The organism is Mesorhizobium sp. DxT, from assembly GCF_058448885.1.
Map to the genome: position 1 here is coordinate 201,500 of NZ_JBZFLJ010000008.1, position 12,062 is coordinate 213,561.

The 12,062-nt window shown below is 64.0% G+C and carries 13 protein-coding genes; 2 read left to right on the forward strand and 11 right to left on the reverse strand.

The window, feature by feature from the left end:
* Nucleotides 1–69 precede the first annotated feature (69 nt).
* Entirely contained in the window at nucleotides 70–1,851 is a 1,782-nt protein-coding gene (locus tag ACVJNE_RS16550) for a LysM peptidoglycan-binding domain-containing protein (protein WP_499567296.1), read from the reverse strand.
* A 114-nt stretch (nucleotides 1,852–1,965) separates the two neighbouring features.
* Here ACVJNE_RS16550 and ACVJNE_RS16555 point away from each other — a divergent pair, with 114 nt between their 5' ends.
* The gene (locus tag ACVJNE_RS16555; protein ID WP_499567298.1) at nucleotides 1,966–2,577 is read left to right on the forward strand and encodes an LOG family protein; all 612 of its coding nucleotides are present in this window, start codon (nucleotides 1,966–1,968) and stop codon (nucleotides 2,575–2,577) included.
* On the opposite strand, the gene rarD is transcribed toward ACVJNE_RS16555, so the two are convergent.
* The 7 genes from rarD to cysS form a co-directional block, all read right to left on the reverse strand.
* Entirely contained in the window at nucleotides 2,574–3,512 is a 939-nt protein-coding gene (gene rarD, locus ACVJNE_RS16560) for an EamA family transporter RarD (RefSeq protein WP_499567300.1), read from the reverse strand. The two genes, ACVJNE_RS16555 and rarD, sit on opposite strands and share 4 nt — an antisense overlap.
* A 104-nt stretch (nucleotides 3,513–3,616) precedes the next feature.
* Nucleotides 3,617–5,230: a citramalate synthase gene (cimA, locus tag ACVJNE_RS16565; RefSeq protein WP_499567302.1), complete on the reverse strand. Its 1,614-nt coding sequence runs from the start codon at nucleotides 5,228–5,230 to the stop codon at nucleotides 3,617–3,619.
* Nucleotides 5,230–6,183, reverse strand: a complete 954-nt coding sequence (gene pip / locus ACVJNE_RS16570; RefSeq protein ID WP_499567304.1) for a prolyl aminopeptidase — start codon at nucleotides 6,181–6,183, stop codon at nucleotides 5,230–5,232. The genes cimA and pip overlap by 1 nt, the downstream gene beginning before the upstream one ends.
* On the reverse strand, nucleotides 6,180–6,656 hold the full coding sequence (locus ACVJNE_RS16575; RefSeq protein ID WP_499567306.1) for a GFA family protein: 477 nt from the start codon (nucleotides 6,654–6,656) through the stop codon (nucleotides 6,180–6,182). The genes pip and ACVJNE_RS16575 overlap by 4 nt, the downstream gene beginning before the upstream one ends.
* Nucleotides 6,653–7,144, reverse strand: a complete 492-nt coding sequence (locus tag ACVJNE_RS16580; RefSeq protein WP_499567308.1) for a GFA family protein — start codon at nucleotides 7,142–7,144, stop codon at nucleotides 6,653–6,655. Before ACVJNE_RS16580 ends, ACVJNE_RS16575 begins: the two co-directional genes overlap by 4 nt.
* The gene (locus ACVJNE_RS16585) at nucleotides 7,141–7,581 is read right to left on the reverse strand and encodes an endonuclease domain-containing protein (RefSeq protein ID WP_499567310.1); all 441 of its coding nucleotides are present in this window, start codon (nucleotides 7,579–7,581) and stop codon (nucleotides 7,141–7,143) included. Before ACVJNE_RS16585 ends, ACVJNE_RS16580 begins: the two co-directional genes overlap by 4 nt.
* Nucleotides 7,582–7,840: 259 nt before the next feature.
* On the reverse strand, nucleotides 7,841–9,274 hold the full coding sequence (gene cysS, locus ACVJNE_RS16590) for a cysteine--tRNA ligase (protein WP_499567312.1): 1,434 nt from the start codon (nucleotides 9,272–9,274) through the stop codon (nucleotides 7,841–7,843).
* A gap of 360 nt (nucleotides 9,275–9,634) precedes the next feature.
* Between cysS and ACVJNE_RS16595 the strand changes: the two genes are divergently transcribed.
* The gene (locus tag ACVJNE_RS16595; RefSeq protein ID WP_499567314.1) at nucleotides 9,635–9,808 is read left to right on the forward strand and encodes a hypothetical protein; all 174 of its coding nucleotides are present in this window, start codon (nucleotides 9,635–9,637) and stop codon (nucleotides 9,806–9,808) included.
* Here the strand turns inward: ACVJNE_RS16595 and ACVJNE_RS16600 are convergent.
* From ACVJNE_RS16600 to ACVJNE_RS16610, 3 genes are all read right to left on the reverse strand, one after another.
* Nucleotides 9,794–10,411 (reverse strand): LysE/ArgO family amino acid transporter, encoded by a 618-nt coding sequence (locus tag ACVJNE_RS16600; RefSeq protein WP_499567316.1) that lies wholly within the window; start codon nucleotides 10,409–10,411, stop codon nucleotides 9,794–9,796. The genes ACVJNE_RS16595 and ACVJNE_RS16600 overlap by 15 nt on opposite strands.
* Nucleotides 10,412–10,671: 260 nt before the next feature.
* Nucleotides 10,672–11,427, reverse strand: a complete 756-nt coding sequence (locus ACVJNE_RS16605; protein ID WP_499567318.1) for an SOS response-associated peptidase — start codon at nucleotides 11,425–11,427, stop codon at nucleotides 10,672–10,674.
* A gap of 20 nt (nucleotides 11,428–11,447) precedes the next feature.
* Nucleotides 11,448–12,026, reverse strand: coding sequence for a DUF2799 domain-containing protein (locus tag ACVJNE_RS16610; RefSeq protein ID WP_499567320.1), 579 nt, complete (start codon nucleotides 12,024–12,026; stop codon nucleotides 11,448–11,450).
* Nucleotides 12,027–12,062: the final 36 nt, after the last annotated feature.

Below are 12,062 nucleotides of genomic sequence, written 5' to 3' on the forward strand. Positions count from 1 at the left end.
GTAGATCGGCGATTTACGATGAATACCCGCCGCGATCAAGCGGTCGACGAAAATTACGGCGATAAAGGCTTACTGATCGGCGGTCGGTGTTTCCGTACCGGGTGCGACAGCCTGGTCGCCGATGGCCTCCATGTCGGCCGTGTCGCCTTCGGGCGTTTCCTGCGGAACGGCGAAGACCTGTCCCGGCCAGATCATGTCAGGATCGCGGATTTGCTCCTGATTGGCGAGATAGATGGTCGAGTAGCGAACGCCGCGACCATAGACGCGCCGGGAAATGCGCCACAGGGAATCGCCCCGCCGGATGATGACGGAGCCATCCGCCTTCTGAAGCGCCGGCGCCGTGGCTCCCGCATTCGTATCGGCGCCGCCGGCAGTGGAAGCTTCGCCGCTATCAGCTGCCGCAACCGTTTCGTTCGCAGGCTGGGCGTTGTCGGCCGTCGTCAGGGCATTGTTGGCTGCCGCCTGCTCGCTCGACGCCGAGGATGGCGCCTGCTGTGAGGCGGGCTCCTGCCCGGCTGGCTGTGTCTCAGGCTCTTGCGTGCCCGCGGGTGCTTCCGCAACCGCCACTTCGTCCTGTGTGCTGTCCTGCTGCGTTGCCGGAGCGGTTGCTGACGGCGCCACGGCAGCAATCGCCTCACCCGGCTCGCGTTCGAACGGAACAGCGGCCCGCGCGAGCACCGCCCCGCTCGCGTCGAGCACATCGGCGCGGATCAGGTAGTTGCCGACCGGCAATTCACGATTTGCCTCGACCAGGAAACGCCCCGCCTCCGACGTGCGGGCATCGCCAAGAAGAATGTCATTGGCGTAAACCCGGATGATGCTGCCCGGATTTGCCGACCCCGCGACGAAGACCGTGCCGCCCTCGATCTCGACGGCTTCCACCACGACCTGAGGAGCTGTTGCCAGAGCGGGTTCGGTCGACGGTTCCGGCTTTTGCTGGGCTTCAGGGGCCGAAGCCACTTGCTCCTCCGCATCGGCGGGTGCTTCCGCTGCGGTCGGTTCGGTCACGTCGCCCTGCGCTTCCGCATCGGCAGCAGGCGTGCTCGCGTCTGCCGCGACCTGTCCGTCCTGTTGCCCGGCAGACATGTCCGCTGCGGGCGCGGCTGCTTCATCGGGTGCCGGAGCATCTTCGTCGCTTGCGGCAACCTGCGGCGCTTCGGACTGCGCATTGTCGTCCGGCTGCGAAGCGTCAGCGCCGGCCGCCACGTCATCCGCCGCATCTTCGGGTGCCTGCGCAACCACGTCGCCGGCGGGCTGCTGAGAGGCGGCTTCATCGCCTGCCTCCGGCACCGTCACCAGTTCGGCGGGTGCGCCGGGCTTGTCGACAAGCGCCAGCACCTGCCCGTCGGGCGTTTCAGGCACAGAAACGACGGCCGTTTCCTGCGACTGGGAAACGACGTCTCCGGCCATCGAGCGAAGGGAAAGCTGATAGTCGCCGGGTGACAGCGGCTCGTCGAGCACGATGACGAAGTCGCCGCTGGCGCCCGCCTCAGCAGTGCCGATCACGGTGTCGCCGTTCAGAATTTCGACGGTGGATTCTCCGGCCGCATTACCGGCCACGACAACCGAACCATCGGGCTCGACGCGCAACAGGCTGAAAGTCGGGGCTACGAGACGGTCGCCCTTGTCCGTCGATGTCGCTTCATCGGGAAGCGGCACGGCATCTTCGCCATCGACGGCCGGCTGCTGTTTCTGATCTTGCTCCTGCGGGGTTGTCGTCTCCGGAAGCGCTGCGATCGAAACCGGCTCGCGATCGAGCCATGGGTCGAGCATACCCGTCACGTAGGCGGTTCCCGCAGCGGCTGTCACCCCGCCGACCACGAACAGAAGCGCCTTGAGCCAAACAACCATGATTCCGTTCCTTTGACGGCTTTCCAACAGCGTCTAGCGTGTTTTATGAACAGCTACAACAAAAAGCCCCATGCGGCTTGACCGCTCCCAGAGATGCATACACCAATTCCGGCCATGAACCTGATTCGATCCATCTGCGTTTATTGCGGCTCGTCTACGGGCCGTTCCGAAATCTACATGGAGACCGGATACGCGCTCGGCCGCTCCATCGCGGATGCCGGCCTGAGCCTGGTTTATGGCGGCGGCACCAAAGGCATCATGGGCGCAGTCGCCAAAGGCACGATCGAGGGCGGCGGCAAGGTGACCGGCATCATCCCGCGCTTCCTGATGAACAAGGAAGCGACTGAAGCCGCGCTCGGCAAGCTCGACGACCTGATCGTCACCGAGGACATGCACACCCGCAAGCACAAGATGTTCGAGAAATCAGACGCCTTCGTGGCGCTGCCGGGCGGCATCGGAACGCTTGAAGAGATCGTCGAGATCATGACCTGGGCGCAGCTCGGCCGGCACCGCAAGCCGATCGTCTTCGCCAATATCGGCGGGTTCTGGGATCCGATGCTCACCCTCCTCGACCACATGCGCAAAGAGGGCTTCGTGCATACCGGCCACCTCGTGCAGCCGATCGTCGTCGATGATGCGAAAGCGATCGTGCCGGCCGTGCTGTCGGAAGCCGCCGCAACAGGCATTCCCGCCGAGGGCGACCCGAAGCTGATCGACCGGCTTTAGGGTTTGGCTGCCTTCGCCTGCCTGGCGCCGAAGAACATCGACCAGGTGTAGAGCGCAAGCGCGGTCCAGATCAGCGCGAATGCCACGATACGCGCCGTGCCGAACGGCTCCCCGAACACGAAGACGGCAATGATCGCGATCATCGTCGGCGCAATATACTGCATGATGCCGATGGTCGAGATGCGCAGCAGCTTGGCGCCGAACGCATAGAGGATCAGCGGGATTGCCGTCACCGGCCCGGCGAACATCAGCAGGCCGATATTCTGCGTGCTGTCGGTGAAGTGCCCCTGCCCCGTGGCCTCGATCCAGATCACATAGGCCAGGCACGGCACGGACAGGATCAGCACCTCGAGGAAGAAGCCCTGGCTCGGGCCGATCGGCAGCGTCTTGCGCAGATAGCCGTAGGCTGCAAACGACAGCGCGAGGGCCAGCGACACCCACGGCAGCCCGCCGGCATCCACCGTCAGGACGCCGACGGCTGCGATTGCCAGCGCCACTGCCACGAGCTGATAGCGGTTGAGCCGCTCGCCCAGCAGCGCGGCACCCAGCAGCACTGTCACCAGCGGATTGATGTAGTAGCCGAGCGCGGTCTCGACCGTGCGGTCGACCGCGATCGCCCAGACATAGATGCCCCAGTTGACGGTGATGATCGCGGCCGTAAGCGCAGCCATCAGCAGCGTACGTGGCTGGCGTAGGGCCGTCTTGATGTCGGCGGTGCGGCCCAGCGCAAGCAGCACGATGCCGGCGACGGGAACCGACCAGAGGATGCGGTGCGCGACAACCTCGACCGGCGGAATGTGCGCCACCATCTTCATGTAGAGCGGCAGGAAGCCCCACAGCAGATAGGCCGACAGCGCGAACACGAAACCGCGCGTTGCCTCGGACTGCGCCGGCGCGTCCGTCTGCGCGGCGGCCGGCTGTACCCTTTCCTGCATAAATCGAGCCTTCAACGTTTCAGACCGGCGTCCTAACGCGTCCGCGACCGCCAGACCAACGCATTATGCTGATCCAACGATCGATAACGGTTGATGATTGGGAGCTACTCCGCCGCGCGGGCCACGTTCTCGCGGTTCTTCACCAGCTTGTAGACGATTGAGTCCATCAGGGCCTGGAAGGAAGCGTCGATGATGTTTTCGGAGACGCCGACCGTCCACCAGCGCGCGCCGGTGGAATCGTGCGATTCTATCAGCACGCGGGTGATCGCTTCCGTGCCGCCGTTGAGGATACGCACCTTGAAGTCGGTCAGGGTCAGGTCGGAAATCTCGTCCTGGTATTTGCCGAGGTCCTTGCGCAGGGCGATGTCGAGCGCGTTCACGGGGCCGTCGCCCTCCGCCACCGACATCTTCTCCTCGCCGTCGACAGTCACCCTCACGATCGCTTCGGAGACGGTCTTGAGGCTGCCATTGGCGTCGTAGCGCCGCTCGACCATGCAGCGGAAGGAATCGACGTGGAAGAAGACCGGCACGCCGCCCAGCATGCGCCGCGCCAGCAGTTCGAAGCTCGCATCCGCGCCCTCATAGGCGTAACCCTGCGCTTCGCGCTCCTTGACGAGCGCGATCAGCGTATCGAGACGCGGATCGTCCTTGGCGACCGGTATGCCGCGCCGCTTGAGCTCGGCGATGAAGTTGGACTTGCCGCCCTGGTCGGAAACCATCACGCGGCGGGTGTTGCCGACCGTCTCCGGCGCGACATGCTCGTATGTCTGCGGCTCCTTGAGCAGCGCGGAGGCGTGAATGCCGGCTTTGGTGGCGAATGCCGAAGCGCCGACATAGGGCGCCTGCGGATCGGGCGCACGATTCAGGAGTTCGTCGAATCCATGCGACAGGCGCGAAATGCCGGCCAGCGTCTCCGCAGAGATGCCGGTCTCGAACCGCTCCGCAAAGCGCGGCTTCAGCATCAGCGTCGGCAATATGGTCACGAGATTGGCGTTGCCGCAGCGCTCGCCGATGCCGTTGAGCGTGCCCTGCACCTGGCGCACGCCCGCTTCCACCGCGGCAAGCGAATTGGCGACGGCCTGACCGGTGTCGTCATGCGCGTGGATGCCAAGATTGGCGCCGGGAATGCCTGCGTCGATCACCCGGCCGATGATCTCGCGCACCTCCGCAGGCTGCGTGCCGCCATTGGTGTCACACAGCACGACCCAGCGCGCGCCGGCATCATATGCGGTAAGCACGCAGGCCAACGCGTAGTCGGGATTGGCCTTGAAGCCGTCGAAGAAGTGCTCGCAATCGACCAGCGCCTCCTTGCCGGCTGCGCGGGCCGCTTCGACGGAAGCCCCGATGGATTCGAGATTGTCCTCGTTGGAGCAGCCGAGCGCCACGCGGACGTGATAGTCCCAGCTCTTGGCGACATAGCAGATCGCGTCGGCCTTCGACTGGACGAGTGCTGCGATGCCCGGATCGTTCGAGGCCGAGACGCCGGCACGCTTGGTCATTCCGAACGCGACGAAGGACGACCGCCTGGTGCGCTTTTCGCTGAAGAAGGCGGTGTCGGTCGGGTTGGCCCCCGGATAACCTCCTTCGACATAGTCGAAACCGAACGCATCCAGCATGCCTGCGATGACGATCTTGTCCTCGACCGAGAAGTCGATACCGGGCGTCTGCTGACCGTCTCTGAGAGTGGTATCGAAGAGGTAGATGCGTTCGCGTTTCATCATTTCCCCGCGAACTTGTCGGTCGCGTAGATGAGCCGGTCGAGTATGCCGGGCTCGGAATAGGCGTGGCCGGCACCCTCGATCAGGAAGAACTCGGCGTCGGGCCATCCCTTGTGAAGCTGCCACGCATAACGGGCCGGACACGGCATGTCGTAGCGACCATGCACGATGAGGCCCGGAATGCCGCGCAGCTTGTGCGCGTCACGCAGCAACTGGCCTTCCTCCAGCCAGCCGCCATGGACGAAATAGTGGTTCTCGATGCGGGCGAAAGCGAGCGCGAAGTCGTCCTCGCCGAACTTGTCGCTCGTCTCCGGCTGGGGCAGCAGCGTGATCGTTTCGCCCTCCCACAGGCTCCAGGCCTTGGCCGCCTCGATGCGCGCAGCCTTGTCGTCACCGGTTAGCCGTCTGCGATAGGCTGCCATCAGGTCGCCACGCTCGGCTTCGGGGATGGGGGCGACGAACCGCTCCCACTTGTCGGGAAACATTTCCGACACGCCGAACTGATAGTACCAGTCGAGTTCCGCCTTCGTCAGCGTATAGACGCCGCGCACGACGAGCTCGCTGACACGCTCGGGATGCGTCTGCGAATAAGCGAGCGCCAGCGTCGAGCCCCACGAGCCGCCGAACACCAGCCATTTCTCAGCGCCCACCATCTCGCGCAGCCGCTCGATGTCGGCAACGAGATGCCATGTGGTGTTGGCCTCGAGCCCTGCATGGGGTGTCGACTTCCCGCAGCCGCGCTGGTCGAACAAAAGCACATCGTAGAGCGCCGGATCGAACTGGCGGCGGTGAGCCGGCGAGAAGCCGCCGCCCGGCCCGCCATGCAGGAATACGGCCGGCTTCGCCCCGCGCGTGCCGACACGTTCCCAGTAGATGGTGTGGCCGTCGCCGACGTCCATGAAGCCGGTCTCGAACGGTTCGATCTCGGGGTAAAGCGTGCGGAGGTCGCTCACAGCTGCAACCCCCGTGCGGGCCAGGCTTCGGTTTCGTGGTCCGGATGCTGGAAAGAAATGACGGCCTCCTGTCGTGAATAATAGCCGGGGTCTTCATGAACCGGCGCGTCGAAGATCTTTTCCACCCAAGGCAGGCGCGCGGCATGGTTGACCTGTATCTGCGGCGCAAGGTCGGAACGATCATCGAATGCGCCGATGGCGATCTCGAGACCGCCCGGATGGCGATATGTCAAAGGCGTGCCGCAGCGCGGGCAGAAGCCACGGTCAATGTTGACCGAAGACTGGAAGTAGCCGGGCTCCTCGCGCGTCCATTCGACGCCGTCCTGCGGCACAGTCACCAGCGCGGAAAAGAACGAGCCGAACTGCTTCTGGCACATGCGGCAGTGGCAGATGGAAGGCCGGCCGAGCTCGCCGTGGATGCGGAAGCGCACCGCGCCGCACTGGCAGCCGCCTGTTCTTGCTGTGTCGCTCATCGTCTTTCCTCCGGCGGCCAAGTTTCGGTGTCGTGATCGGGGTGCTGGTAACTGTCGAGCTCCGCCAGATAGGGGGCGGACTCCATATCGGCCTCTGTCGCCTCACCCGGCAATGATGGAACAGCATCCACATAAGGCAATTTCGCCTCAACGCCCCACTGGATCACCGGAGCGATCTCTTCTGGCTGGTCGAACGCGCCGATGGCGAGCGCCACGCCGTCCGGCGCCTCGAAGGTCAGCGGCGTGCCGCATTCGGCACAGAAGCCGCGCAAGACGTGGTTGGACGAACGGAACCGCTTCGGCTCGCCGCGCGTCCATTCCAGCTCCACCCCGCGCACGGAGACCAGCGGCGCGTAGAAACTGCCGAAAGCCTTCTGGCACATGCGGCAATGGCAGACCGAGGCGTCGCCCAGCGCACCCTCAACGTGGAAGCGCACCGCGCCGCACTGGCACCCGCCCGAATAGATCGGCTTGTTGTCGAGGCTCATGGCTTCAGTTCCTGCTCGATGCTGTTGGCATATGGATTCCGTTCAGTGTTGCCGGCCCGTCGCGCCGCATCTTCGGTGGCCAGCCCGCTCGCAGCAATTATATGTGCGCAGACATTGTCGATGTCGCACAGCACGTCGTCGTTCCAGAAGCGCAGAACTATCCAGCCGTTCACGCGCAGCGTTTCGGTCCGGGCGGCATCATACCGCGACGCTGCTCCATCAGCATGCTGGCTGCCGTCGACTTCGACGATCAGCCGTCTTTCAGGACATGCGAAATCGACAATGAACCCGGCAACAGGAAACTGCCTGCGAAAGCCCAGCCCCATCAGCCTGTGGGCACGAACGGCATTCCACAGCTTCAGTTCGGCATCGGTCATCACCCGCCGCATTGCCTTGGCGCGAGAACGATTCTTCGGGGGCAAAGGCGTATGAGGCATGGTCAGCCTCCTGCGCGCTGCAGATCATAGAGCACGGACCGCCGCAGGCTCAGTGCCCTACGTTGCCCCCCTCTGTCCTGCCGGACATCTCCCCCACGAGGGGGGAGATCGGCAGCTTCGCCATCGTCGCTTGTTCTGCCACGCCACCGATTGGCGAAAGCAGGCCGGTCGGCTGATCTCCCCCCCTGTGGGGGAGATGTCCGGCAGGACAGAGGGGGGCGCTGTCCCGCCAGCCCTTCCGCCCCCAGCGCGGCCAATCTCATCGCTTCACCTCCCACGTCGTGACGCGTTCGCCGGTGGCGGGGTCCTTGCCGTCTTTCAACTGGATGCCCTGTTCCAACAGTTCATCGCGGATCCGGTCAGCCTCGGACCAGTTCTTTTCGCGGATGAAGGCAAGGCGGCGCGAGACGAACTCTGCAACGTCCACCTCCGTCTCCACTTCCGAGAGATCGAGACCGATCAACGCCGCAATGGCAGCAAGCTCAGACGCCGGAAGGTCGGACGCGTTCATGATCCGCAGGAGTCGCGCCATGTCGAGGTCGTCAGAAAGCGCGTCCAGCGCATCGCCGGCAAGAGTGCCCGGCCGCTCTCCCGCCACCCGGCGTCGCCATTTTGCGATCAGCGCTTCCGCTTCCTCCAGCTTGCGGAGCGAGAAGTCGATCGGTTCGCGGTAGTGCGTCATCAGCATGGCCAGCCGCAGCACCTCGCCGGGCCATTTGCGGCCGCCGAAGACATCGGTGTGCAGAAGGTCGTGAATGGTGACGAAATTGCCTTCCGACTTCGACATCTTGCGGCCTTCGACCTGCAGGAAACCGTTGTGCATCCAGATGTTGGCCATCCGCTCGGTGCCGAAGGCACAGCAGGACTGTGCGATCTCGTTTTCGTGGTGGGGAAACACGAGATCGATGCCGCCGCCATGGATGTCGAAGACGTTCTTCATCGGGTCGTCGCAGGAAAGCCCGCCACCGAACGGCTCCAACAGCTTCGCCATCGACATGGCCGAGCACTCAATATGCCAACCGGGGCGGCCGAGACCATCGATGCCGGCCGGAGACGGCCAGCCAGGCTCGCCCGGCTTCGACGGCTTCCAGAGGACGAAATCCATCTCGTCGCGTTTGTAGGAGGCAACGTCCACGCGCGCGCCGGCCAGCATCTCGTCGAAGGGCCGCCGCGACAGCGCGCCGTAGCGCAGGCCCTCGCCGGCATTCATGGCCGACGGCGAGAACAGCACGTGGCCTTCCGCGACATAGGCCACGCCCTGCGTCACGAGCCTGTCGATCATCGCCCGCATGCCGTCGATATGCTCGGTGGCGCGCGGCTGGCTGTCGGGCTCGAGACAGCCGAGCGCTTTCACGTCGGCCTGGAACTGCGCGTTGGTCGCCTCGGTGACCTTGCGGATCGCGTCGTTGAGAGCGAGATCGGGATGATCGCGCGCGGCGCGGGCGTTAATCTTGTCGTCGACGTCGGTGATGTTACGGACATAGGTGACGTGGTCGGCACCGTAGACATGGCGCAGCAGTCGGTAGAGCACGTCGAAGACGATCACCGGGCGCGCATTGCCGATATGGGCGTAGTCGTACACCGTCGGCCCGCACACATACATGCGCACGTTCTGCGGATCGATCGGAGCGAAATGCTCCTTCTCGCGCGTCAGCGTGTTGTAAAGCCGAAGCTGCCCGACGGATTCAGACATAAATTCTCCCTGGCCGGCTGGCCGGGGCGTTTTCTCGTATCTGTCGGAAGGACGAAAACGGCCGGACCAGCGAAGGCGCTAGCCGATAATGCAGATGCCGATAATGGCGAAAGGCGTTTTCATCGCTCGCTTTATCGCGCCCCGCCCCGCCGCCGTCAAGAGAGCGTGGACGCGGACGCGCCCCGTCCGGGCGTGGCGCGGATGCAACACGCGGCGGACAATAGGATTTTATTAAACATGTCTTCAAAGACAGCGCCCAAACTCATCGAAATGCCCTCGCCGGGACACCGTTTCGACCAATTCGGTACCCATCTCAGGGGCATGTCCAACAGCGCCAGCGGGGCGCAAAAGGGGAAGACGATGCAACCGACCGCCACACACCCAGCCCTGGAAGCCGAACAGGAGCGCGCACGACGCGCACAATATGCGACGCTGACCGCTCACTATGGCGAGATCGGCTCTGCGGCACTGCTGGCTGCACTGGTGTGTGCCCAGCAGAAGCGCGATACAGAGCAGGGCTCAAAGGCCGCGTAACAGGCTGATGCCGATCGCGGCCATGACGAGCCCGATCAGGATGTCGAGCACGCGCCACGCAGCCGGTTTTGCGAATACTGGCTGCAGCAGCCTGGCCCCGTAGCCCAGGCCGAAGAACCAGACGAATGACGCAATGCAGGCGCCTGCGCCATAGGCGAACCGTGCGCGCCCCTCGAACTGGGCCGAAAGCGAGCCCAGAAGCAGTACCGTATCCAGATAGACATGCGGGTTGAGGAAGGTGAAGGCGAGGCACGCGGCTATCGCTGCGCGCAGGCTGCCCTCGCCGCTCCTTGCCGCCTGCATCGCCTGGGGGTTCCACGCTCGCCGGAAGGCGATCGCCGCATAGGCGAAGAGGAACGCTGCGCCGCCGATCGTCACCACCAGTATGAGACGCGGCGATGCCGCAACGAGCGTTCCGAGGCCGGCAACGCCCGCGGCGATGAGCACGGCGTCGGAGAGCGCGCATATCAGGCACAGCACAAAGACATGCTGGCGCAGCAGGCCCTGGCGCAGGATGAACGCGTTCTGCGCGCCGATCGCAATGATCAGCGACAGACCGAGCAGAAAACCGGAAAAGAACGCGGGAGCAAGCGAAGGCGACATTTCAGTCGTGTGAAACAGTGCGATCGATTTCGCAATGAGCCAGCATGAACGCGCCGGTGCTACAAAGGTGCGTCCTTCGAGGCTCGCTGCGCTCGCACCTCAGGATGAGGAAGGTGGGTTGACCGCGCCCACACTTTTTTGGGCGGAGCCACGACAACCAAACGCGCTTCGGTGCCATGAAGATGCTGGCGCAATGCACAACGCCCCTCATCCTGAGGTGCGAGCGCAACGAGCCTCGAAGGACGCACGAACGACAGCTTTCAAAACAGCTTTAGCTGATCATCGTCGGCGGATTTCGGTTTCGGCTTCTGCGACGGTTCTTCGGCCACCTCGGCACGCTCCTGAATGTCGGGACCCGTGTTGGCGACCTTGTTGACCTTGTCGGAAACCGGAATGGCGTCGAAGAAGCCAGGCTCGACCGGCTGCGTGATATCAGCGACGTCGCGCGGTTCGTTGTTGATGCAATCGAGCCAGCGCGTGAAATCATGCGGTTTGACCACGACCGGCATGCGATCGTGGATGTGCGATATCTGTTCGTTGGCCGCGCAGGTCAGGATCGCGACCGTGTCGATTTCCGATCCGCCGGGCTCGGCATAGGTTTCCATCAACCCGCCGAACGCGACGACACCGCCATTTGCCGGCCTCACCCAATAGGGCTGCGGCACCTTGCGACCCGCACGCATCCATTCGTAGAAACCGGACGCCGGGATCAGCACCCGGCGATGCCGCATAGCGGCGCGGAAGGCCGGCTTGGTGGCCGCCGTTTCCGAGCGCGCGTTGATGAGCAGCGGGAATTTGCCGACATCCTTGACCCAGCCGGGAATGAACCCCCAGCGTACGAGCATGCTGGTGCGATCCGGCTGGTTAGAGCCCGGCGCGCGCGGCGGGCCGCCCATGACGACGAGGACAGGCTGGGTCGGCGCTATGTTGTAGCGCGGCGGAAATGCCTCGACAGGCGCGCCGAGCGCCTCCTCGATCTCCGTGAACTCCTGAACCAGTGCAAAGCGACCGCACATCGGCCGGCCATCCTCATTTGCTATCGACGCGTGAAGCCGCGCGAATTCACATAGAGATCATAGTCGCCCTCGGCCTCCCACACGCGACGCTCCGCAGATCGCAGGGACGAACGCTTGATCTCTATGTCTCCCGAAATCCGCTGGCGATCCTCCGGCTTTTCGGCTTTCTGCCTCGCATCCAGAAGGGAATCGAGCTCGCGCTGGATTCTGTCGCGGGACGCTCTGGCATCGTACAGCGCCTTGGATACGGAATATGCGGCCTCGAAATCGGTCTTCAGTTCCAACGGGCAGGAGTTTGCGTAAGAGCGCCCTTCCCGTCCCATGGTCAGGCCGTTTTCCGGCGTGCAGAACACCCGGATGCCCTGCTCCCAGCCGATGCTCCACTGTTGCTGGTCGACGGGCAGCTTGTGCTCCGCGCAGGCACGCCGATGCTCTTCGATGTAACTGGCGGGATGACCGGCCGCGCCGTTCTCCTGTCCGAGTTGCTGCCAGTTGGCGGTCCGGCACTGGTCCTCGTTCAGCGTCGCGCACGATGCGAGGCCAGCGAATGCAACCGCTACGGTTGAAACGCGCCACGCCAAGGAAAGATGGTTTGACAAGATTGAAAGCCCCCTGCTTACCTGCTCGCCGCGCAA

Bases quoted from the DNA above. Each gene is read 5' to 3' on its own strand.
- ACVJNE_RS16600 (WP_499567316.1), bottom strand. From the start codon at position 10,411: ATGTCGCCTTCGCTTGCTCCCGCGTTCTTTTCCGGTTTTCTGCTCGGT.
- ACVJNE_RS16585 (WP_499567310.1), bottom strand. From the start codon at position 7,581: ATGCCTCATACGCCTTTGCCCCCGAAGAATCGTTCTCGCGCCAAGGCA.
- ACVJNE_RS16595 (WP_499567314.1), top strand. From the start codon at position 9,635: ATGCAACCGACCGCCACACACCCAGCCCTGGAAGCCGAACAGGAGCGC.
- ACVJNE_RS16575 (WP_499567306.1), bottom strand. From the start codon at position 6,656: ATGAGCGACACAGCAAGAACAGGCGGCTGCCAGTGCGGCGCGGTGCGC.
- cysS (WP_499567312.1), bottom strand. From the start codon at position 9,274: ATGTCTGAATCCGTCGGGCAGCTTCGGCTTTACAACACGCTGACGCGC.
- ACVJNE_RS16550 (WP_499567296.1), bottom strand. From the start codon at position 1,851: ATGGTTGTTTGGCTCAAGGCGCTTCTGTTCGTGGTCGGCGGGGTGACA.
- ACVJNE_RS16605 (WP_499567318.1), bottom strand. From the start codon at position 11,427: ATGTGCGGTCGCTTTGCACTGGTTCAGGAGTTCACGGAGATCGAGGAG.
- rarD (WP_499567300.1), bottom strand. From the start codon at position 3,512: ATGCAGGAAAGGGTACAGCCGGCCGCCGCGCAGACGGACGCGCCGGCG.
- ACVJNE_RS16555 (WP_499567298.1), top strand. From the start codon at position 1,966: ATGAACCTGATTCGATCCATCTGCGTTTATTGCGGCTCGTCTACGGGC.
- ACVJNE_RS16580 (WP_499567308.1), bottom strand. From the start codon at position 7,144: ATGAGCCTCGACAACAAGCCGATCTATTCGGGCGGGTGCCAGTGCGGC.
- cimA (WP_499567302.1), bottom strand. From the start codon at position 5,230: ATGAAACGCGAACGCATCTACCTCTTCGATACCACTCTCAGAGACGGT.